Source organism: Dyadobacter frigoris (assembly GCF_005280585.1).
Classification (GTDB): domain Bacteria; phylum Bacteroidota; class Bacteroidia; order Cytophagales; family Spirosomataceae; genus Dyadobacter; species Dyadobacter frigoris.
The window spans coordinates 75,243-99,506 of the sequence record NZ_SZVO01000003.1 but is presented as its reverse complement, the minus strand read 5'-3'; the positions used below and the strand labels follow the sequence as shown (position 1 = coordinate 99,506).

Genomic DNA, 24,264 nt, shown 5'->3' with positions numbered 1-24,264 from the left:
CTAATGGGAAAAGTTATTTGATCCGGAAACAGTATGGAATTATTTGATCGGAAAGATAGGGAAAACCTGAACTACGCGAAAAACAGGCATAGCACTTATCGCTTTTATGATGGGTCGGCCAAGGAGGAATTTGTTCGGGTCAGAGAGCGAATGAACGATTGGTTTTCCTACTATCCTTCTGATCATCAGGGGCAGTTAAAGTCTGATTTCAAAGCTCAGTTTGACTCAGCCTACTTTGAACTGTTTATTCATGAATTGTTCCTGAAACAAGGTTTTAATATGAAACCTCATGTAAGTCTGGATGCTTCCACGAAGACTCCGGATTTTCTGGCAGTTAAAGAAGGACTAGAAATATACATCGAGGCCAAAGTGGCAACAGATCTGACTGAGGCGGAAGTAGCTTTACGAAATAGGCAGGATATATTATTGGATTCAATTAATGAGATTCCGTGTAAGGATTTTTGGTTATCCATTAACCGACTTGAATTTAAAACAAGCCGCAACCCAAAAACCGCTACTATTAAGGCACATATCCGAGATTCATTTCAGGATCTTCGTGACGAGCTTAAAGGTTTTGAAGGTTCGCAAAACAACCCGGATTTTATCAGGGATTACTTCTATTCGGACGATTGCCTTGATTTAGAATACGCCCTGTATCCTTCTACAGTTGAACCGGAACCACTTATCGTATCGCAGCCGCCAGTAGCTTTTTGGGGAGGATCCGACGAGTCAATTCGCAAAGCTGTAAGTAATAAGGCAAGGAGGTATGGACTTCTGGATAAACCTTTTATTATCTGTATAAATGCTATAAGCTATAAATACACCACTGCAAGAGATGCTTTTAATGCCATCTTTGGTAATCACTGGGTTACCGAAGATGGCATTGAGGTAATCCACCACTCCGATGTCAACGGAATTTTTAATAACACGACACCAAAATTTACGACGGTTTCGGCGGTTTTTATTACTCGCACTAGTCCACATAATGCTCATTGTACAGAACACTGGCTGTTAGAAAATCCATCTGCCAGGAACCCAATCGATTTCAGTCATCTTGATTTATCTTATTACAAACTGGTAGATAACAAGATTGTTGAAATTAAAAAGACGGGAGTTCCCCAGATACTTTTCGGCAATAATTTACCAACGGAAATTGCTATTGAGAATGAAACTCTTTGATAATATATCTAGTCGCCTGGGCGATGACTTGAAAACCGAAATTAAACGGGGTAGTAAATTATCGATAGCCGCGTCCAGCTTCTCTATCTATGCCTTTGAGGCGTTGAAAAAGGAATTGCGAGGAATAGAATCCCTGCAATTTATATTTACTTCACCGACTTTTATAGAGGAGAAAATACAAAAGGAATCCAGAGAATTTTATATACCACATGTTCTTCATGAAGCAGACCTTTGTGGTGGAAAATTCGAAGTACGTCTCAAGAACGAGATGAATCAAAGGGCAATTGCCAGAGAATGCGCTGAATGGGTAAAGGAAAAAGTAATATTCAAATCCAATACGCAGGCAAGTTTACCGCTGACCGGGTTGATTCACGTGGATAACGGAAAGGAAGAAGGTGCTGCGTATGTTAACCAGAATGGATTTACAATTGCTGATCTCGGCTTCACTCCAAAAAAAGGTTTTCCAACGCTGATTCAAAAAACGGAATATCCTCAGAGTAATGCCTATCTTGAGTGGTTTAGTGAAGTGTGGGACAATCAGGAAAATCTTGCTGATGTAACAGAAGCTGTGCAGAGTTATTTTGAAAGTGCTTATAGAGAGAACAGCCCCGAATTTATCTATTTCGTCACACTCTATAATTTGTTTCAGGATTTTTTAAACGATCTATCCCTTGGGGCTTTACCCAATGAAAGTATTGGTTTTAAGGATACAGTCATTTGGAACAAGCTGTATAACTTTCAACAAGACGCTGTGTTAGGTGCGATCAACAAGTTGGAAAAGTACAACGGTTGTATTATTGCAGATAGTGTTGGTCTCGGGAAAACGTTTACCGCATTGGGTGTAATTAAATACTATGAAAAGCGGAATAAAGATGTTCTGGTGCTATGTCCAAAAAAATTAGAGGCGAACTGGAATACCTACCGTCATAATGATAAAAACAATATACTTGCCAAGGACAAGTTCGGTTATGACGTTTTATTTCATACAGATCTTTCTCGTGAAAAAGGTGTTAGTAATGGTCGCAACCTGGAAAGCGTCAATTGGGGTAATTATGGTTTAGTAGTCATAGATGAGTCCCACAATTTTAGAAATAACAATACTGTTGTCGGAAAGGAAAATCGTTATCAAAAGTTACTCAGAAAAATTATTCAGGAAGGTATTGAGACAAAGGTATTGATGCTATCTGCTACACCAGTAAATAACCGGTTTAATGACCTTCGAAATCAATTGGCGATAGCTTACGAGGGAGCACCTGACACAATTGACGCAAAGCTTGATACGGAACATGGAATAGAATTGGTTTTCAGAAGGGCACAACAAGCGTTTAATACCTGGTCTAAATACCCGACGGACAAGCGAACCTCCGAACGTTTATTGGAAATGCTGGATTTTGATTTTTTTGAAATCCTGGATAGCCTTACGATTGCGCGCTCCCGCAAGCACATAACTACTTATTACGACACTACTGCAATCGGTAAATTCCCGATTCGCAGCAAACCTATCTCTATTCACAGTGCCCTGAAGGAAGGGAAGGGTGTCAATTACAAAGATATTGCTGACTGGCTGGAGTTTTTAAACCTGTCGGTCTATTCTCCTTTAAACTATATATTGCCAAGTAGGGTACCAGTTTATGCCGCACGCTACGATAAAAAGGTAAAATCCGGAACCTTCAGGCAGCAGGATCGGGAAAAGAGTTTACAACTTTTGATGCGGATCAATCTGCTCAAACGTATAGAAAGTTCGGTAGATTCGTTTGTGCTAACGCTTCAAAATATTAGAAAGCTTATTGCGGAAGCCTTAGATGCCATCCACAAAGAAAATGCAGAAACTGTGTCAGGCGTCCAGGCAGATACTTCTTCGGAAGATTTTGACTGGGAAGCGGAGTGGGGCGAAGAAGAGAATGTTTTTGGCAATAAAGTCAAAGTACACATTGCTGATATGGACGTGGTTCGATGGGGCGAAGATCTTTCGACTGATATGCAAGTCATTGATGAGCTTCTTACCGAAATTACCACGTTGAAGGGGATTGAAGATCTGAAATTAAATAAGCTCATGCAGCTTATCTCCGCTAAGATCCAGAATCCGATCAATCCCGGGAACAAAAAAATTATCGTGTTTACAGCATTTGCCGATACGGCAAATTACCTGTATACACATTTGAAGGATTATCTGAAAATAAACTTTGGATTAAACACAGCACTCATAACTGGCTCCAAGCGCCTCTCATCATCAAAAGAAATTCCGTCTGATCTGAATGCATTATTGACGTGTTTTTCGCCAGTTTCAAAAGGGAAGGACATTATATTTCCCTCTATAAAGGAAGAAATTGATGTGTTAATTGCAACGGATTGTATTTCAGAAGGACAAAATTTGCAAGACTGCGATTACCTGGTGAACTACGATATACACTGGAACCCGGTTCGGATCATCCAACGTTTTGGCAGGATTGATCGTATTGGATCCATTAATAGTAATATCACCATGGTAAATTTTTGGCCTGATGTTACCTTGGACGCTTACATCAACCTGAAACAGCGTGTGGAAAGCAAGATGTTGATTAGTAATCTCGCTAGCACAGGCGATGACAACATTTTGAACACTGAAGAGAAAGACCTGGAATACCGGAAAATACAACTTCGTAAACTTCAGGAGGAAGTGGTTGACTTGGAAGATCTACGTGAAGGCGTCAGTATCACAGATCTGGGACTGAACGATTTCAGAGTTGACCTGTCAAACTTTATCAAGACATACGGTAACCTAAAATCCATACCGCTGGGATTGCATGCAGTAACGAAGGCTACTGATCCCGACAAGAGGGGAGTGATTTATGTTCTTAAAAATCTAAACAATTCAGTAAACATAGATAAACTCAATCGCCTCGCACCTTTTTACCTGGTGTATGTGCTGGACAGTGGAAGAGTTTTGCATGGTCATTTGGATGCCAAAAAAACACTTGATATGATTCGTGTCCTTTGTAAAGGGCAAACAGAGCCATTAGAAGAGCTATGTCATCTATTAAGCAAGGAGACACGAGACTACCGAGACATGCACGTATACACGCAGCTGTTGCAGAAAAGCATTAGCTCAATACTGAAATTGGAAGAGGAGAAAGAGGTACTTAGTTTGTTTAAGTCCGGAGGTACCACCGCTCTTGCAGCTGGAATGAAGGGTACGGAAGACTTTAATCTTATAACTTTTATTGTTGTGAAGTAATGAATCTCCTGAATTTGCCTTCAACTACAAGAGTGGATAAGATCATTCCTAAAAATGCCTTTGACACATTTACAACTTCACAGCAAAAAAAGAAGTTTGTTGATCTGGTAGAGCGGATACGCTGGTCTAATAAGCTTAGTTCTGAAACCATAAATTTGAGTGGTACAGACATTCGTGAGATACAGATTTTTTTGCTTGAATTAAGGAATGATGAAGGGTTTGAAGAGCTATTGGAAATAATAAATCGAGCGGTTCCTTATTCGATTATATTCTGTGTAGTGCTGGATGATAAAGTTATGTTTTCCACGTGCCAAAAACATCCCCATCCAACTAATGGTGACGTAGCGATAGTTGATTGGGTGTACAAAAGTGACTGGCTGGATACAAAAAAGCACACTTTTGAATTGCATCTTAGAAAGAATTTAGATTTTGTGTATTTTGATTTCTGTCGGCAATTGTCTGGTAAGTCAGAAAAAATAACGGGTCTGGCTGAGCTAACGATTTATGAACAAAAAATAAAAAAACTGAGCTCATCTATTAACAAACTTGAAAGTGAAGTTGCAAAATGCAAGCAATTTAATAAGCGAGTAGAACTAAATATTGAGCTTCAGAAGAAAAAAGCTGAGTATAAAGAATTAGATAAGGAATACAACTAGAATTTTCGACCCCCTCTAAAATAATACGTTATGAGAAAAACCGAGCACGGAATTATTATTTCGGCAGGTGACCTGTCTAATCATAGTGCATGTCGTCATTTAACATCTTTAGATCTTGCTGCTGCGCATGGATTTATTGAACCGCCAACTTATCGAGATCCATCACTTGCGATCTTACAAGAACGAGGCTTAGAATTTGAACTGGAATATCTCAGCCACCTAAACGAACAGGGATACAGTATCTTTGAACCAGGAGTCGACGAGACTAATGCCATTGAACGGACTATTTCTGTAATGAAGTCTGGTGTTGATATTATCTACCAAGCGAGTCTAAAAAGTGAAATTTGGTTAGGTCGTGCAGATTTTTTGAAAAAGGTCGACAAGCCGAGTAACCTGGGGAGTTGGTCGTATGAAGTAATTGATTCCAAACTTGCCAACGAGACTCGGGCCGGGACAATTTTGCAAATTTGTCTATACTCTGAATTGATTTCTGAAATTCAGGGAATCATGCCAGATCAGATGCATGTGATGACTCCTGCAGACGGATTTAGCATGCATACTTTCAGACTTGACGATTATCTTGCCTACTACCGCCTAATTAAAAATAGATTACTGAGTGCCATCGAGCCAACGGATGTTGAACTTTATCCAGTTCCTGTTGCTCAATGTGACATTTGTAGGTGGTGGCAAAAATGCGATCAACGTAGAAGAGATGATGATCATCTTTCTTTTGTGGCAGGTTTGTCAGGTTCTCAGACTAGTGAAATTAATAAATGGGGAGTTGATACACTTGAAAAACTTGCCGGTGTTGCTTTGCCGTTAGCACAAGTACCTGCACGTGGTGCAATTGAAACATATGTGCGAGTGCGGGAGCAAGCCAGGGTTCAATTACAAGCTCGGGAAACACAAGTGCCAGTGTATGAACTTTTGCCACATAACAATTTAACTGGTGTCAGCAGGCTTCCGGAACCGTCAGTTGGAGACATCTTTTTTGACTTTGAAGGCGATCCATTTGTGGGTAGAACCGGATTGGAATATTTATTTGGATGGGTGTTTGCAGACGATGATCGCTACCACAAGATTTGGGCATTGAACGCATCAGAAGAAAAGGATGCTTTCGAAACTTTTGTTGATCTGGTCATGGAGCGATGGGAAGCTTATCCCGATCTTCATATTTACCATTATACGGCATATGAGCCCAGCGCTTTGAAAAGGCTGATGGGCAAGTATGCAACGCGTGAGGCTGAGATTGACAAAATGCTTAGAGGAAATATTTTTATTGATATTTACAGCATTGTAAAACAAGCCATAAGAGCTGGAATTGAACGGTATTCCTTGAAAGAATTGGAGGTTTTTTATGAGTTTCAAAGAAAGATGGAGCTCAGAGATGCATCCCATCATTTGAGAACCTTCGAAAGGCTCATTGAAACAAACCATCGTGACCGAATTCCGGAGGATACAATTCAGGTTATTGAAAGTTATAATCATGAGGACTGCTTATCAACTAAGAATCTGCGGAATTGGTTAGAGACTATTCGGGAAAACTTATTGGGCGAGGGGTATGAAATTTCGAGACCACAAATCGGCACGGGTGAAGCAAGTGAAGTCTTAACTGAGCATCAGCAGCGAGTTCAAGAGCTGAATGATAGATTGGCTCATGATGTATCAATCAATTTTGAAGAAAGGAGTGAAGAGGAAAACGCAAGGTGGCTGTTAGCGAACATGCTCGACTGGTATCGGCGTGAGAAGAAAGCAATCTGGTGGGAATATTTTCGAATACTGGCTTTATCACCAGAAGAATTGATTGAAGAAAAGGCAGCTCTGTCGGGATTAGATTTCACAGGTTCAAGAGAATTAGATAAGAAAAGTGTCATTGATGTCTATCAATATCCTGCGCAAGATTGTGATATTAGGAAAGGAGATATCTTAAAAAATAACGACGGCTCAAACGCCGGAACCGTTGAGGTAATCGACCTCGATGCATGCGTAATACATATAAGAAAAGGGCCAAGTATTAAGGATAATCACCCAATATCTGTGTTTAAGCATGTGCAAATAGACGATACAGTTAAGGAACAAGCGATTTTTCGACTGGCTACTTGGGTAGCAGATAATGGGATTGACTCCGATGGGCTTTTTCGATCAGGACGGGATCTGTTATTAAAAAATGCTCCGCGTGTAACTCAGTACTACGAATTGTCTGATGACGCACAGGCATCGGCCGTGGATATCGTTTTAGCGCTAAATCAGGGAGTTCTGCCTATTCAAGGTCCTCCCGGAGCAGGGAAGAGTCATACCGCAGCAAATATGATAATCGCATTAGTAGCAGCCGGGAAAAAAGTAGGTATTACAGCACTTAGCCATAAAGTTATAAGTGGTTTACTGGATAAGGTGATCAAAACCGCCAATGAACAAAACGTTGAATTAGCATGTGTACAAAAAGTTAAAGCCAGATCTGAGCATCCGAATCCAAGATTATTGGAGGTTACAACGAATGAAAGAGTATTAGAGGCGCTTGTGACTGGGCAAGCCAACATTGCTGCAGGAACTTCCTGGCTGTGGGCACGAGAAGATTTTGAAAGTGTTGTTGATGTGCTTTTCGTTGATGAGGCTGGGCAGTTATCCTTAATTGACACTTTGGCCGTATCGCTTTCAGCAAAGAATATTGTGCTTTTAGGAGATCCGCAGCAGTTACAGCAACCACAACAAGGAAGTCATCCAGAAGGAACGGAAGTCTCGGCACTTGAACATATCTTAAATGGACAGAAAACAATACCATCAGACAGGGGAATATTTTTAGATACAACCTGGCGCTTACATCCAGAAATCTGTGCCTTTACGTCTGAGCTTTTTTATGAAAGTAGACTAGGCTCTAAGTCGCACTTAATTCGACAGTTACTTGACGGGAATACAAAATATACCGGTGCAGGATTGTGGTATGAGCCAGTAGTACATGAGGGAAACCAGAGTTTTTCACTTGAAGAAGTTTCTCGTGTACAAGAAATTGTTTCCGAGCTAATTAAAGGAGATGTGTTTTGGACTGACGGGCAAAATGTAAGGAGAGTGCTGACATTGTCTGATATTATGGTAATCGCTCCCTATAATGCCCAGGTAGTTGGTTTGGAGTCTGCTTTACCCGCAGGTACTCACATTGGAACCGTTGATAAATTTCAAGGACAGGAAGCTCCTGTGGTAATATTCTCAATGAGTACATCAGCACCGGAAGATGCGCCAAGGGGAATGGAATTTCTTTATAGTTTGAATCGGCTTAACGTAGCAGTTTCGCGGGCTAGGTCCGCCTGTATTTTAGTAGCAAGCCCGAGACTATTCGAGCCTGAGTGCAAAAGCCCTAGCCAGATGAGGCTGGCTAATGCGTTTTGCAGGTACATTGAGATGGCTAGATGAATTTTAGATTAGATTATTAAACCCCTTGAAAAAATATATATATGCCAGATTCAGAGAAATCAAAGTTTATAAAAGAAAAATTTCAACTCATTCAAAATGCAAAGTCAATTGAAGAACTAATTACAATCGAGGGGAGTAACATTCTTAAAAAATGTAAAATGGACTCGGAAACTTATCCGAAGGTTGATTTCAAGATTACGCCTAGTGAAATAAAACTTTTAGTCGAGAGAGGAATGCTTAACGAAAATTACGAATTTGTGAAGGGTGAAATGAGTAATATAGAAGATCCATTAACAAAAATATTGTATGCTATAATTTGGAAAAATGGTGATCTGAAAAAAATTAAGCACATTATCAAAGGAGTGACTGAGAGTGCAGAAACTGATAAAAGACAATTGCCTGACGATGCAATTGTCTTTTATCAGTTTGGTAAATATCTTTCTGGTAAAAGTGGCGAACCTATAATTGACCAGCATGTATTACGGGCGTTCGGGATCTTTAGAACTTCAAGTTTGAATGAAGTGGCGCCTTGGCGTACTTTTAAACTCGTAACGAGCAAACATCATGATTTAATCAAAGAGTATATTGACTGGTTATCTTCCGATAATATTCAGCCTGAGCTACGAGCAATCAAAGATTACAGTTATTACATTGACAGAGTTTTGTTCGCTTTGGGTAAGTATTCGAAGCGGTAAAGGCTATTAGAATTTGTTAAAAATTAGAAAATGAATTGATAATCAGCGATATAACTATTTGCGTAAAACCTTAACTATTGAAATTTCTCATGAACCATACATTAGGTAAATCAATCAAATTATTCTTAGTAGATGGTTCTTCACATGGTGTGCTAACTCTTGAAGTAATGAACTGGACGGGGCATATTTTAATGGGACCTCGCACCAAAATTACGGAAATTATACAACGCCCTGAAATGAAGAAAACAGGGATTTACTTTTTGACTGGCCCGGATCCAGACGGATTGGAGCGATTAGCAGTATATGTCGGAGAAAGTGATAATGTCGGCCACCGATTATTGCAGCACAATAAAGATGAGGGGAAGGGTTTTTGGGAACGGGCCTGTGTCATAACTAGTAAAGATCAAAACCTTACTAAGGCTCACATCCGTTATCTGGAAGCAAGATTTATATCTATTATTCAGACGACCGGTGCTGCTAATCTTTTCAATTATACCTCTCCAAAAAATGATGGGTTGCCGGAAGCAGATATCTCGGATATGGAATATTTTATTTCTCAGGTTCGATTGGTCTTACCTGTTCTTGGTCTTGATTTCTTACGTGATAAACCCAAAATTACGAAAACGGTGGAGACACCTCTGAACTTGCCTGCAACAGAACTTAGTGTCCCTGTTAATCCTGAATCAATCAGGCAAGAATCTAATGAAAATCCGATATTTGAAATCGTAAGTACGGTAAATAATTTGAAAGCTTCTGCAAAACAAGTGGATGGTGACTTTGTTGTTTTGGCTGGTTCTGAATCCAAAGCTGTATGGGGAAATAACTCAGCGCACAATTATCGAAAGCTCTTTGAAACTTTGATTGCTGAGGGTAAAATCCGCGTTGATGGTGGTAGTGGGAAGGGGGTATTTCAAGAAGATGTGGCATTTGCTAGTCCTAGTGCTGCTGCCGCATGCGTTTTTGCAAGAGCGGCAAATGGTCGTAAGGAGTGGTTGGTACAAGGAACCAAGAAAAACTATCACGAATGGCAAAATGACCAATTGAGATTAGCTGAAAGTGAGTTGAGTCTAAATGGCTTGGTGAGTTGATTGTCTGTAATCTCGCTGTTGATAAGTTGTATTCTTTCGGTTTCTTAAAGTTACAGGTCAGAATTAGTTGAGATTCTTTCTCAAAAGACCTTTTGTGGTTTTAATGCGTTGAATAATTTGAAGTTAATTCGTAACATCTTAAATACTTGAAGGGGTGACTTGATCGATACGGGTATGATAACTAGGAGAAGCACTAGTACGAAAATTAGTTGGGATTTTTATCAATATTTTATATGCGAGATAATACAACACAGCTTAAGAGCAATTGGAAGAGTAACGACTTAATATTGATCGCAACCTTAACTAAAAGCAAGGATCAATCACATGGTTACTTCCATAGTTTTAAAAATCCTCTCAGTAAAGCAAAATTATTTTATCCAACGATCGAGAATATAAGTGTTGAGGATAAGCGAATCTCATTCTATTGGGGAGATGTACAAACGCTTAATGACGGAGATTCTTATTTGGTAGAACTGGAGTTCACGAATCAGCCAAAGGGTAGAAATAATCCGTATTCTTTGAAAATAAAAGCTGTAAATCCGTTAAGCCAAGAAATAGATCCCCAAATAAACTCAATTGAATCTATTTACTATGGATGTTATCGAAGTGTAAATGATAGATATGCAGAATTTATATTTGTGATGAGTGCTGATTCTGGTGAAATTTTATTGCGGAACAAGGAGCCATTGAATGTTTTTGTTGACCCCAAAATATCCTTGTCCGAAAATAACTACTATTCTTTTTCCATAAAAGAAAATATTGGGAAACTACCCAGTGCTGTATCGCACTCAATTAAAAAATTGGAAGTAAATCCGTACAAAGATTTTATTCGATTACGTTTTGAGAGACTAAGTAATCCTGAGGCCAACAAAATGATTGCTAATTTAATGCGTGAAATCGGTAAAGGAATGTATTCCTCCAAGCAGCGAATGATTTTTGAATTGTTACAAAACGCAGATGACGCGCCGGGTAGGGAGAAAGTAGAGTTTCATATTGATATCAAGGGTGATTACTTCTTTATTATGCATGATGGTGCTCTTTTTAATCAAAATGACGTAGAGGCCATAACTAGTGCGGCAGAAAGCACTAAACGTGGAGATAACAAGAAAACGGGATATAAGGGTATTGGTTTCAAATCAGTTTTTACTGATAGTACAGAAGTGTGGGTTAAGTCTGGAGGCTATCAATTTGCGTTCCTTCGCAACAGCAGTATTTTTGAGGATTTTGATAATTTTTATTTTGCTGGTGAAAGGTATAGAAAATATCCAGAACTGTTAGAAGAAGATAAATTAAAGTTCAAAAACCAAAAGACGCGTTTTAACGGTTCAACGGACATACCATGGCAGGTTATACCTATATGGCAAAGTCATTTGCCAGAAGACTTCAATGATAGCAACTTCAATAATTTTAACAATCCGGTTCAATTCGCTCTAAAACTTGGTGAAACAAATATTGATGAATATAAAGTAGCAATAGATAACATCGCCAAGCGTCCGCAGTTCCTTCTGTTCCTTCGAAACATATCAAAATTTAGATCTCCTAAAAATGGAGTTACTGTTTTTCGAAATGATATCGACGATGTCGCTGAAATTACTAAGTCTAGAAAAGGTGAAAAAAATGAAGTTTATTATTATACAAAGCGAATTTTCGATAACATAGAAGTTTCGGACATTTCATTTTCTCAATCCAATATTGGATTGAAAAAGCAACACAAAATTAATGACTACAATGAGGTAACATATTATTTCACGGATTTAGAAGGTAGAGAAATTGAAACAATTCCTCCCAAATTGGCCTCTGTCGACGAAACGGAAATTTCGTTTGGCATATTACTGGAAGAAAATGAAATTATACCAGAACGAGACTACGCAAATGGAGTTGCAAAATATTCAAGTCTGTTCACCTACCTCCCAATGGAGGATACAAGATTCCAACTGCCATTTTTGATAAACGCCGATTTTGTTCCTTCCTCAGACCGTCAAAAGATACAGGGTGATAATCTATGGAACAAGTTTATCATGTTAAAGGTAGCAGACAATCATGTAGCTACTATATCATACTACGCGTCGGAGTTTGTCAGGGATAATAGATCTTTTAACTCGTACTTATCACTATTACTAAGGAATCTACTTCCTGAGGACGATACCGCTCAGGTAATAATAGACAGTTATAATGAGAGATACTTAGAACGATTAGAATTAGAATGTACGGTTGTTAATGATAGGAACGAGATACAATTAATTTCAGAAACAATTATTGATACATCAGGCCTGGTAAAATTATTTGGTCACGAAGTTTTTTATGAAATTGTCCAAACCCAAAAGTATCTTCCACATCCCAATCTTGATACAAGATATATTCGAGATTGTGAATATTTAAATTTGGAGACTATTGATTTGGAGAAACTAGCAGAGCATGTTACTCCAATAATATGCGAGCGCTTGGGAAGAATAATAGCCGAAAAATCTCTGTTTGAGAGACCCGAGCTACTCGGGTGGTTGGAAAAGTTAGCAGGTTTTGTACCTGAATATTTTAGTAAAATTCCTTTTGTAGTTCACAATGGTGAACTATTGTCACTTGAAGTTTTGGTTAATGAGGAGGAGGCTTGGATAATGACGGTAAATACGGCAACTTACGAAAATCTATTTCAACATCTCGGCTATCACACCGTTAACCTTAACTTTGCCAATTACACTAATATCAATGGCGTTATACGTTCATTAAATGGATATGTTAATGATAAGACATTAACATATGAAAGAATAGCGGCTAATGGTAATTTGTCAAACATGCCTATTTCGACAAAGTTGATGCTGATTGACTTTTTTCAAAATGCACCATTTATGGATGGTATAGGCGTAAGTAGGTATTTTGGACAACTTACGTTATTTGTCGATAGCAAAGGAACTCCGAGACCGCTTCATCAATTAATCAGTTTTGAAGAAGTCCTAAATAATACTGTTATAAGGGATTTTATAATCAGCAAGGTAGAATACAATGCCCTACCTGATTCGCTAAAAAAACAATTGATATCAAAACAGGATGTCTTTACGAAGTTCATTTTAAATAAATCTCTTTTTAGCGAATGGAATGTACAATTTAAAGAGGAAAGTATACAACAATATATTCAGTTTCTAAAAGAATCGTTCTCTTGGAGAAATGAGGATGTTGATATTTCACAAAGTCAGTGGGCTTTAATACCATGGCTATATATTAATGATGAAACAAGATTTTTGGAATGTGATGGAGTCTTTTGGTCGCGGGCGTTTCAGTCTATTTCTTCAATAAATTATGATAATCTTGGTGGCATTCTGGGTCGAATGTATCCAGTACTGGATTGTAAAGAGATTATTAATTTATTTTCACTAAAAATGGATAGTCAGCCATTTGATAATTGGGAGAGCTTAAAAAACTTGGATATAACATCAGCCAACATTCTTTTGGACTGGATGGAGGCAGATGGCAGTTATAGTGACTTTTTCTTTAAATATACCTTTATCTCTACCTCGGAGAACAAATGGTCAATTGTGCCAATAGGAAACAAGCAAGTTTTCGATAGTTCTGAAACATTTCTTAAATCATATATCAATAGTATTGAAGGTTTAAAAGGATTATTTCAGGAGCTTGATCTTGAATTGTGTAGTGAAACTAGAAGTAAAATTGGCTTATTGAGAGATCACGCTTTGTTAAAATCGATTATTGAAACAAAGCTATATGACCAAAATTTTGCAAGTTACTTACCACGAAATGCGGATTGGAAGGTATTTAGGAAATTTATTGAAAATCTCCCGGAATTAAAGCTAGGTTTAGATTTTGAGTATTCGGCCTCTTCACCAGAACATATAATTGTTAACAACATTTTAAGAGTTGTGGAAGGGCCTGACACCACTGATCCTGATGTACAGTTTGTCATTGATGACCTTCGCAATAAAATAAAAATTGGCAATAGTTCATTGAGTGACTTTGATCTTAGTAACAACGTTTATATTGGGAAGGGTGATGGAAAGAAAATTCTCAAACTTTCTGATATTTTGGAGGAATTTAAAGGAGAGTCAGATATCCTTGATAAATTAATTGTCTCATTTTTTGAAATTACAGATAAGACCAAGTTAAGGAAACTAATTTTTAAGACAAGATCACTGCCGATAAATGAAATTTGTAGTAGAATAGAGTCTGAGTCAAGAGGGTATTACACCGAATATCAAGTGGTGTTTCAAATTTTATATCGTTCGGTTAATTCTGGTTGCAAATGGTCTAAAATGCATTTTGATAATTATTTCCAAAACCAGAAGAATTTAATTTCTTTATTTTCTTCTTATAAAAGATTTTTGGACATAATCCATGATATTGATCTCGTGGATTTAAATGGATTTAGTTTTATTGATTTTGATCTTAGAAATTGTGTTCAGAAAGATTGGGCTATTTCAAGCGAAATATTGCCTCATTGGCTGCAAGAATGGATTGAGTTAGACGTAGAAAAGCGGATTCATTTTATCTCTCAATTGGGTTATAATGAATTCGAGAGCTCTATTGTTAAATTAAGACGCGAAGTTATTTCGGAAAATTATGATAGAGTTAAAGTGGATCATTACTATGATGAATCTAGGAAAAACCATCAACTTATTTGGAATACAAATATTTGGTTAGCAAAATTTAGTTCAGAAATAATTACCCGTAGCATTGATCTTATAAGATTAATTAATAACCAGGTAAGTTTTAACAAAGGAAGTATTACGTCTTTAACAATACCAATAATCGGTGGAATCAATGAGGACGGACGTAGAACTTATAAATTTATTAATGTAAAATTGGATCGAAAACTGCTGATTTTGAAACTAGATCAAGAATTATCTTTTGAGATTTTTCAGGCTCTCTCTAAACGGGATCATCAAGTTTTAATCGTAGACGACACTTGCGGCAAGCAAATATCACATTTTAAGACAGAAACTATTAAAGTTACTTCCAGTATCGATACGGAACGGTTGGAAGGAAAATCTAAATTATGGAATGAGCCATTTTATGAGGAGTGGATCGAGCATAGAAACTACCCGATATTTCTCTATGATGGTGGAGAAATTCCTTTCAGGATGATGTATGATAATCTGGATATTAAGGCTTTTACCAAAGACTTAAAAATAACATATGGGGGGAAATATTATTTTTCTAATTTGCTTAGGTCAGATTTAATGAGGTATTTATCGAATGTTTTTCCTAAAAATGCATTGCAGTCTTTGGAAAAGTGGGAATTAGAAACGCGTAGGGATCCATCTATACTAGAAAAGCCTCAATTTACCTATAATGAAACATTCGACAGGATGATTCAAGATCGTTTCGGGATTTCATCAGAGAAACAAAAGGATGAAAATGATAATGCTAAGGTTCACGTATTGTATTACCTGAGCGAGCAGGGATACAAGGTGAGTGAAGGTGAAAGTGGGCTGAAGTATTCAGCGCTATATGATATTATTGATTCAAACGGTAATAAGATTACGTGTATTGTTCGTAGTGCAAGGGGAGGGCTACTATATCTGGATAAGGAACATTGGGATATGTTGGAGGATCTATATACCTACTTGGCCGTAGTCTATCCTGGCAACTCTGTGAGATTATTCAAAGATAGAATTGATCTACTGAATGACGATCTGTCGAAAAATGTATTGTTTCGTGTTTCTAATAATAAACAGGAGTCGAAAATGGATGATGTTTTCGACTCACTGGAATCCGATGCACATATGATACTTGTAACAAGTGAGAAGATGAGGGAAAGTCTCTTCTCCAAGTTGAAGAAGTCAAGTATTCGGATAGAAGAAAGTGATATTGCTGTTTCTGACGATGATTTTAAACTTTGACAAATGATAGCTAGGCAGGATCAAATCGATTTTTATACTGAGGAGCTAAGGGAATTAGAATTCTCAGTGAAAAAAACTTTTAATGCAAGTGGTATATCACTTTTCCAGGATGGGGAGGTATATGTAGGTCAATATAAAGGTGTTGACGAAAAAAGAGGTAATGTTTTCGTAGATATCCCTGCCGGGGAGAAATATAGTTCTCCCCGGCTAGATCAAAAAATGAATTGTTTTACTCTTAAAGCGGGTATGGAGCGACCATCTTCTTGGGGAGAGATGATTTATGCAGATCTGTTAAAGGATAGAAACAGTTCCGAGACTGTCATTGTAGATTATATACCATCCAAAAGAGAAGGATGGATAACGATGCTGTTAAGAGGGATGGAAAAAGAGTTTGTTGACAGTCTGCTGTATAATCAAATTATAGCATTTGGCCCTACGCTTCCTCCGTTCGAGTATTTAATAAATTTGAAACAATTTAGCGAGTCTATAAACATTGAAAACACCGACATCTGGTGCAATATTTTGAATTTTAAGTATACGGTTGATAGAAACAGAGCTCCTGAATTGTTAACGGAAGAGATTGATATTGTTCAAAGTATCATTGACGACTTAAAAGTAAATGATGTATATGTACTCCAGGGACCACCTGGTACAGGAAAAACCTATCAAATTGCTGATTTAGTTTCTCGCCTTGTTTTAGACAATAAGTCTGTGATGATCACAGCTTTAACAAACAAAGCTGCTATGGAAGTTTGTGAAAAGCCCTTTTTTGAAAAGCTTTTCAAGGAACAACGTGTATCAAAATTGCCTCTCCTGCTAGATGAGAAACAAAGGTTTTCCCTAGTAATGGATGCGAAAGATCTGATTGCGGCAAAAGGTATCTTGATACTTACTACCTACTATCAATTTTCTAAAATTTGGGAGACGCAGACTCAGACGTTTGATTATGTTATTGTTGAAGAGGCGTCTCAGGCCTATTTAACTACGATTGCAGCTGCTTGTAAAATTGGGAAGAAGGTGATTGTGGTGGGTGACCCTAAACAAATTGTCCCTATCGTGACTAATAAAAATTATGAGGTATTTCCAGATGTAAACGATTTAATTAATGGAATGAATGTGGTTAGCCAAGTGTTAGGCTTTAAGTTCAAAAGAAAAATTGAAAGCCGGAGATTAACCCAACGGTCAACAGAATTTACCAATGTTTTTTATCAGGGCACAATAAGGTCAAAATCTTTATTTGAGGATATTGATTTGGATATTAAAAAACTTCCAACGTTGTCTAGGATTATGCACTCTAATGGCGGTCCTTCACTCTTGCTGTTCCATAATAACTCTGGTAGCATAAATAGCGAAATGGAAAAATTTCTGATACAAGCCATTGATGAAATATCATTTCTTAAAAATTCCTCGATGGCAGTTCTAACACCGTATGTCGAAGTACTTAAATTTTTACAACAATCTTTAAAAAGCAAAACTAAGAGTAGAGATTACTTAATCGATACTGTTGATAGGGTACAAGGGTTAGATGTTGACTATTGCTTTTATGTAATACCGTCATCTAGTTCATTTTCATATAATGTTAATCGTTTTAATGTTGCTACAAGCAGAGCAAAAAAATCGACATTTATTTTGGTAGAACATGATTTTGGTAGGAAGGTGAAGCTTCATGGTGAGGTTGCTTTGTTTCTATCAAAACTTAGAGACAGCTTGGCCTTTAACTATCCACTAGATCTTGTAGAATCTCATCTATCAGAAGAATTGAAACCAAGTAGTGCTGTCAACGTGGATTTAGTAAATCTTGCAATCGATACGGAAGTTAATTCCTCTACACTAATTGGGCTTAAAGTGGTTGGTAAGATTGATGTATCTCAATTTGAAAGAAAGAAAAAAGAAATAGATTCGCAGAAGGAAAACATGTATGTAATTGACACAAATGTATTTGTTGATTATCCTGATATAATACAAAAAATTGATAAGAAATTTTTCGTAGTTCTTTCTGCCAAAGTTATAGATGAACTCGATTATTTGAAGATTTCATTGTCGGAAGAACTAAAGAATAATGTTCGACGAGCTTTGAAAAATATAAATTTGAGTTTGGATAGAAAAAATGTAAAAATGGAGACGGCAGAATTATCTTTACTGCCAATTGATTTTAATAGGAAGTCACCTGACAACTTAATTCTGTCCGTAGCTCTCAAATACAAAGCCGAGAACCCGATTCTATTGACATCTGATAATGGCTTGCAGATAAAAGCCAAGGGTTTAGGTATGGCAACCATTAGCTTGAAGGATTTTTTGAAGAGATGAAATAGCGGTCTTACAGAGACTGAAAACTAAACTGTCACCTCTTAATTCTATTAAGGGAAAAAATAAGTAAATTGATTTTAAACTTATCGACACAATGAAGACAAACGAATCCTTCGATCGCTCCGGCGAACCGGTTCAAAGAAGAAGCGATGCAAGGTCTCTGTGACGGCAAAAAAATGGGTGGTACCGACGGGGAATTTCCTCCGATGTTAAAAAATCTTCTGGAGTCCATGCTGGAAGGTGAGCTGAACAATCACCTCTAAGCAATATCCGTGCATCACCTGAGTTATACTTTCTGGAAGGGCGACCCGTTCATAGATAGTAGATATTCTGGTCGTCAGGCGGGTCATGAAGATCGAATAGCTGTTGGCTGATAAATGTATTTTATCAAATTGGTCATTAAATGGACTCTCGGCTGAAAAATTTGAAAAAATCAGTAAAAAAGGGTGAAGTTAGGTAAATTCTTTCGTTAAGTGGCTTAAATTAAGCTATTTACAAATTTAAAAAACGATCCTTTTGACACTCGAACCCGCGGAGATTTGAAAATTTATTTCATTAAACTATTGATTATAAGCTAGTTAATTCCTAATTTTGATGTAACAATTGCCCAATTTTAAGCATCAAGTGAGCAATCCGGGAGCAGGCAAATTTTGATCGTCATAAATTACTGAAAATAAGCTAGATACAGATTGGGTTCGAATCCCTCTCTCTCTGCAACATGCCCTTCCTGCTCGCAGGAGGGGCTTTTTTGTTGTTCGGGACAATTACCGGGACAAACACACACACTAAGAAAATGATAAAAGACCATAATGGCGACAAGCCGTTCAGGCGCGCTATCCTGCGTGACCGGAACGGTGATTTAACCAAAGAGTGGTATGTTGAATACTACGCCTGGGACGAAGTTCTCGATGGACTCGTTAGAAAGAGAATCAAAGTTTCAATGTCTTTCCAGACAAAAAAGGCTCGTGTTCATGAAGCCAATAAGATAATTGCTGACACCAACGAATTATTAGAAAAAGGTTACTACTTCAAAAGAGAGGTGGTTTCTGATGAAACTTCCATTTTAACAGAATGTGAAAATGATCTGGTTAGGTGTCTGGATAAAGTTCTTAGTATCATAAACACAACGCTGAAACCAAAATCGGTTGGGACTTATCAATCTGCTATTAATAAGTTAAAAGATTATGCTGGTGAGCACATTCTTATAATTCAGGAATTCACAGATAAGGACGTTATTAAATTCCGTGATCACTTGCTCACTACGCTTGGAAATACCTCCCGTACGGCTAACAATACAATTATTCACCTTAACACGCTGTACCGGTATTTAAAGGATCGTGTCACGATTCCTGTAAATTCATTTAAGACAAGAAAATTAAAGCAGGCGGTTACCACTAAAAATATTGCATTTACTGATCGTGACAGGGAAGCAGTTGGGAGGTATTTTTCTTTTCTGCTGCTACACAGGACTTGCCTATATCGATGTTTACAGGATGGGCCGCTCTGAAATTATCACCGGAGTAGACGGAGGGAAGTGGCTTGTAATCAAAAGGCAGAAAACGATTCTTATCTCTCTTTAATCATAAAATTGGGTACATGTTTTAATGTACGTGAGTCGAAAAGCGAAAAAGGGGTCACGTCGATTAGGTAATAACCCTAAATTCTCTGAGCGTGCTGCTAAATATCCGATATTTTGATATCTAATATTATTTCATAAGAAGATTTCATACCGACGTAGATAGAGAAAGTTGCGGTTTTTTAATTTTCTTTCAGAATATCCATCAATTTGTGATTCAGATATAATTTTTCCTTTCCGACATTTATGCTCTTCAAAAATCCTTTTGCTTCCAGGCTTCTGAGGTAGGCCCCCGATGTTTTAATATTTCCTAACCCTGCACTTTCAATGAAATTTCTTTTCACGTAAGGAAATCTGAAAAGTACTTCCATTAAGTCTTTTGAATAAATTTTAGGTAAAGTGTCTTTAATTTCCCCACCCATTTTGGTCATCAATTGCTCAATCTTCTGAATGCGGTTCCGTCCATTTTCTGACACAACTTCTATCATATCCAGGATATAAAGAATCCAACTTTCCCAATCGTTGTTTTCTGTTACATTTCGCAAGCTTGTATAATACTCATTTTTGTTTTGTAGGATATAACTACTCAGATATAAGGCTGGTAAGTCTATCAGTCCACATATTTTTAAATATAGGAGAAGTATAATTCTTCCGGTTCTTCCGTTACCGTCAAAAAATGGGTGAATTGCTTCAAATTGATAGTGGATCAACGCAAGTTTGATCAAAGGATCAATTTGATAATCTTCCTGATTGATAAAGCTTTCCAATGCTTGCAGTTTGTCACGAATTATGTTTTCTCCTTCTGGGGGAGTATAGATCACTTGGTTAGTTGCGGGTTAGTTAATTGTGTTCCTGGCAGATTTCTAATCGCCCATCTATTCTCTTTAATGATCTGCATGATTTCAATAAAGAGATTAGTTGTCAAAATGGGTCTTTTTGTAGTTTGCTCTAAGCCGTACCACAAAGCGTCTTTGTAATGTATAACTTCTTTAGTAGCAGTATTCCCAATGAACTTTTCGGCCACTGATGCCTGAAAGAGGGCATCCTGGGTTGTTACAATGTTTTCAATTTCGGAACTTGCTTTCGCTTCCTGCAGGTTTATCATATCAATAAACAATAGTGGATTAGGCAGGGTTGTAATAGCGCCCTTTAACTCAGAAAGTGCCCGGCTAGCCGATATCGTCTTTTTTAAGATAATCTTTGTCTCAATTTCAACCTTTGGCGGCAGGTCAGGTAGATCATTATATGGATGTAATGGATGATAAGTCATATTCTATTGTTTATTAACGAGGGCAAAAATTACCTCCATATTGACAACGAGGGTGAAAATAGACAAATTTTACCCTCGTTTATTTTAGGATAGAAATTACCTAAAATTAAAAAGCCAGATTTTTGCATATTGCATTCAGCAAATTGCCTTTGAGAAATTATACGTTTTGGATCGGCGCATAATCCTTTATTATGTGAACTTCTTTAAGTTAAATAGTCTTGGTATTCGAAACCATTTTTATTGCAAATAGCCTATTTGCCGATACCTTTTGTCTGCCATTGATCGTAGAATATGCATTTTTCATCACCCAAAATTATAAACTATACCGATCTGATAAACATGGTTCCATCGAACAGATAAGTTTATATTGAAAGAATAGTCAGAATAAAATGGTTTACGAGAAATTGGCGGTTTTTTTTGACCGCTTGAATATTTGTTATCTGCGGTCTTCATAAAGTTGAATGGCCATTTGTGCATTTGCAGCAGCAGTTAGCCTTCAAAAAGTTTCTATCAAAATTGGCGTAACGTTTAAAAAAAAGTAAATTGGGAGGAAGGTCGGTGGCTGGTTAATCTTAATGGATTATAAAGCCCATTTTGCGTTAATTTCGATCCTTTCAAGTTGTTGTAGTAGACTTTCGCGCTACGATCACTTGGGATAACTAGTGTAAATTAAAAAGGCCATTATCAGAATCGCGGGTACATCGGAACTTCCCAAAGAAGAGCAATTCTCCATCACTGCACTAGATAAAGTTGCGGTAGAGTTAAAGAAGATGGCGATTAAAAGGGGTGAATGGATAGACGACGGGGATTTAAGCCGATATTTTAAAGGCGTTTACAACGGAGCAAAGTTCATTCGGGAAACCTTCGGATTTAATGATTACTTCACGAAAGGGAAATCATATTATTATCGCAAGTCCAGTAGTGAAAGAATTGCTAATACAACGAAACTTAAAAATACCAAAACGGGCCTGATTTTATGCTCGAGACCTAAAATGGTAAACGGTGCCGGGTTCAAGGGCGTTTTGTATGCTTAGAGCGTACCGTTCAAATAAACAAAATAAAAAAGGAGAGCACAAGCAGTACCAAAGGGTGTGGCAGAGCCCGGTTTAACCCGGGTTTTGCCACACGAAAAGTATATTGAACCAGTAGCTCTCTTTTCTTTGAATCAGCGCTAGTTCCAAAAGTTAACGCCACCCCAGTCCAGGTGCCACATACTCTAAAATAGAAGACAGTACATGTACGTTATAATCAACTCCTAATGTATTGGGTATTGTCAAAAGAATTGTATCCGCTTCCTGAACAGCTTCGTCCTGCGCTAGTTCTTTGACGAGTTGATCTGGTTCCGCAGCATAGCTTCTACCGAAAATAGCGCGTTTGTCCTGTTCGATCATCCCGATTTTATCCCTCCGATCGGATTCCTGTCCAAAGTAATAGCGGTCCTGATCGTTTACCAATGCGAAAATAGACCGGCTTACCGAAACCCTTGGTTCGCGCTGGTGTCCCGCTTTCTTCCACGCTTCTTTGTACAACCTGATCTGCTCCGCTTGCTGCACATGAAAGGGCTTGCCGCCTTCATCGTATTTCAAGGTAGAACTTTGAAGATACATACCGTTTTCTGCCGCCCAAACAGCGGTAGCATTAGAAGCGGCTCCCCACCAAATGCGTTCGCGCAATCCTTCCGAGTATGGTTCCAAACGCAGTAATCCCGCAGGGTTCGGAAACATCGGGTACGGATTTGGCTGAGCAAATCCTACACCTTTTAATCTTTCCAGAAATTCCAGTGCCTTGCGGCGTCCCATATCCGCGTCGGTTTCACCCTCAGCCGGTTCGTATCCAAAATACCGCCACCCGTCGATCACCTGTTCCGGCGAACCTCTGCTAACTCCTAATTGCAGTCGCCCCTCGGAAATTAAATCCGCAGCCCCGGCATCTTCCACCATATACAGTGGATTTTCATAACGCATGTCAATTACGCCCGTTCCAATCTCAATTTTGCTTGTTTTGGCACCGATAGCCGCAAGCAACGGAAAAGGAGATGCTAACTGAGATGCAAAATGATGAACGCGAAAATAAGCGCCATCTAAACCGATCTCTTCAGCAGCAACAGCCAGGTCAATAGATTGCAGCAAGGTGTCACTTGCTGTCTGGGTCTTATAAGCCGAGTGGTTAGACCAATGCCCGAACGATAAAAATCCTATTTTTTTCATCAAGCTTTTATCAAAGTTATTTTAGAACTAGACAGATTATTAGGCTTTAAAAGTTCCTGGTTTTGGCTACACTTTGGAACTAAGCGGTAATTCCATTTTGAAAACACTCGCCTAACGTTCAATCTCTCCACCCTTCAAAATGTGTCTTTCTGTGAGATTCACGCTAAGCCTGCCGATATAAGTAACAAGCCCTCCTGAAAACAAGAGGGCTTATCTAATGGTCTAAGTAATGTAATGTTCTAGACCATTTTTACAACTTTTGCAGGGATACCGGCGACTATTGCATTAGCTGGAACGTCCCGGCTGACTACTGCGCCAGCTGCAACAACAGCGTTTTCACCAATCGTGACACCAGGTAGGATAGTCACTGCCGCTCCAATCCAGGCGTTCCGCCGGATTACAATTGGCTTGAGAATAACTGTCTCGCGCTCGCTAGGGTCTAAGTGGTGTGTTTCAGATGTCAAACTAACCCTGGGGCCGATCATTACATCGTCCTCGATAGTGATTCCGCCCATATCCAAAAAAGAGCAGGCGTGGTTTATAAATACGTTTTTACCCAGGATTATAAACTTGCCAAAGTTGGTGTAGAAAGGAGGAAATATGGTCGTTGATCCGTCGATGTTCGTTCCGGTTATTTCACTCAGCCGTTCTCGCACCTGGTTGATATCTGTGGAAGCATTCAGGGCAGCGGATAACCGGATCGTTCTGGCCACGGCCTGCTGAAACTTATCGTATTCAGGATCATCTTTCCGGATAGCTTCACCTACTCTCATTCTATCAAAAATGTCTTTTCCTTTTAACTGACTACTCATATCCAT

Annotated in this window: 14 protein-coding genes; 10 read left to right on the top strand and 4 right to left on the bottom strand. The window is 38.3% G+C overall.

Annotation, left to right across the window (positions count from 1 at the left end):
- Positions 1-33 precede the first annotated feature (33 nt).
- The 9 genes from FDK13_RS07460 (at position 34) to FDK13_RS07420 (ending at position 19,900) form a co-directional block, all read left to right on the top strand.
- Positions 34-1,179 carry a hypothetical protein gene (locus tag FDK13_RS07460; protein WP_137339372.1) on the top strand — a complete coding sequence of 382 codons (1,146 nt, stop codon included), beginning with the start codon at positions 34-36 and terminating at the stop codon, positions 1,177-1,179.
- Complete coding sequence (locus FDK13_RS07455; protein ID WP_137339371.1) at positions 1,166-4,393, top strand: helicase-related protein; 3,228 nt, start codon at positions 1,166-1,168, stop codon at positions 4,391-4,393. Before FDK13_RS07460 ends, FDK13_RS07455 begins: the two co-directional genes overlap by 14 nt.
- Entirely contained in the window at positions 4,393-5,049 is a 657-nt protein-coding gene (locus FDK13_RS07450) for a DUF4391 domain-containing protein (protein WP_137339370.1), read from the top strand. Before FDK13_RS07455 ends, FDK13_RS07450 begins: the two co-directional genes overlap by 1 nt.
- A 30-nt stretch (positions 5,050-5,079) precedes the next feature.
- On the top strand, positions 5,080-8,454 hold the full coding sequence (locus FDK13_RS07445) for a TM0106 family RecB-like putative nuclease (protein ID WP_137339369.1): 3,375 nt from the start codon (positions 5,080-5,082) through the stop codon (positions 8,452-8,454).
- A gap of 41 nt (positions 8,455-8,495) precedes the next feature.
- Positions 8,496-9,149, top strand: a complete 654-nt coding sequence (locus FDK13_RS07440) for a hypothetical protein (protein ID WP_137339368.1) — start codon at positions 8,496-8,498, stop codon at positions 9,147-9,149.
- Between the two features lie 89 nt (positions 9,150-9,238).
- Complete coding sequence (locus FDK13_RS07435; protein ID WP_137339367.1) at positions 9,239-10,237, top strand: GIY-YIG nuclease family protein; 999 nt, start codon at positions 9,239-9,241, stop codon at positions 10,235-10,237.
- A 233-nt stretch (positions 10,238-10,470) separates the two neighbouring features.
- The gene (locus tag FDK13_RS07430) at positions 10,471-16,086 is read left to right on the top strand and encodes a sacsin N-terminal ATP-binding-like domain-containing protein (protein ID WP_137339366.1); all 5,616 of its coding nucleotides are present in this window, start codon (positions 10,471-10,473) and stop codon (positions 16,084-16,086) included.
- Between the two features lie 3 nt (positions 16,087-16,089).
- On the top strand, positions 16,090-18,393 hold the full coding sequence (locus FDK13_RS07425) for a PIN domain-containing protein (RefSeq protein WP_137339365.1): 2,304 nt from the start codon (positions 16,090-16,092) through the stop codon (positions 18,391-18,393).
- Positions 18,394-19,111: 718 nt separating this feature from the next.
- Positions 19,112-19,900 (top strand): phage integrase SAM-like domain-containing protein, encoded by a 789-nt coding sequence (locus FDK13_RS07420; RefSeq protein ID WP_137339364.1) that lies wholly within the window; start codon positions 19,112-19,114, stop codon positions 19,898-19,900.
- A gap of 251 nt (positions 19,901-20,151) precedes the next feature.
- On the opposite strand, the gene FDK13_RS36045 is transcribed toward FDK13_RS07420, so the two are convergent.
- Together FDK13_RS36045 and FDK13_RS36040 are read right to left on the bottom strand one after the other, a co-directional pair.
- The gene (locus tag FDK13_RS36045; protein ID WP_229215944.1) at positions 20,152-20,790 is read right to left on the bottom strand and encodes a Fic family protein; all 639 of its coding nucleotides are present in this window, start codon (positions 20,788-20,790) and stop codon (positions 20,152-20,154) included.
- Entirely contained in the window at positions 20,787-21,239 is a 453-nt protein-coding gene (locus FDK13_RS36040) for a Fic/DOC family N-terminal domain-containing protein (protein ID WP_229215943.1), read from the bottom strand. The genes FDK13_RS36045 and FDK13_RS36040 overlap by 4 nt, the downstream gene beginning before the upstream one ends.
- A gap of 770 nt (positions 21,240-22,009) precedes the next feature.
- On the opposite strand from FDK13_RS36040, the gene FDK13_RS07405 reads away from it, so the two are divergent.
- The gene (locus tag FDK13_RS07405) at positions 22,010-22,273 is read left to right on the top strand and encodes a hypothetical protein (protein ID WP_137339363.1); all 264 of its coding nucleotides are present in this window, start codon (positions 22,010-22,012) and stop codon (positions 22,271-22,273) included.
- 150 nt (positions 22,274-22,423) lie between these two features.
- Here the strand turns inward: FDK13_RS07405 and FDK13_RS07400 are convergent, their stop codons facing one another.
- Together FDK13_RS07400 and FDK13_RS07395 are read right to left on the bottom strand one after the other, a co-directional pair.
- On the bottom strand, positions 22,424-23,446 hold the full coding sequence (locus tag FDK13_RS07400; protein WP_137339362.1) for an LLM class flavin-dependent oxidoreductase: 1,023 nt from the start codon (positions 23,444-23,446) through the stop codon (positions 22,424-22,426).
- Positions 23,447-23,685: 239 nt separating this feature from the next.
- Complete coding sequence (locus tag FDK13_RS07395; RefSeq protein WP_137339361.1) at positions 23,686-24,258, bottom strand: DapH/DapD/GlmU-related protein; 573 nt, start codon at positions 24,256-24,258, stop codon at positions 23,686-23,688.
- Positions 24,259-24,264: the final 6 nt, after the last annotated feature.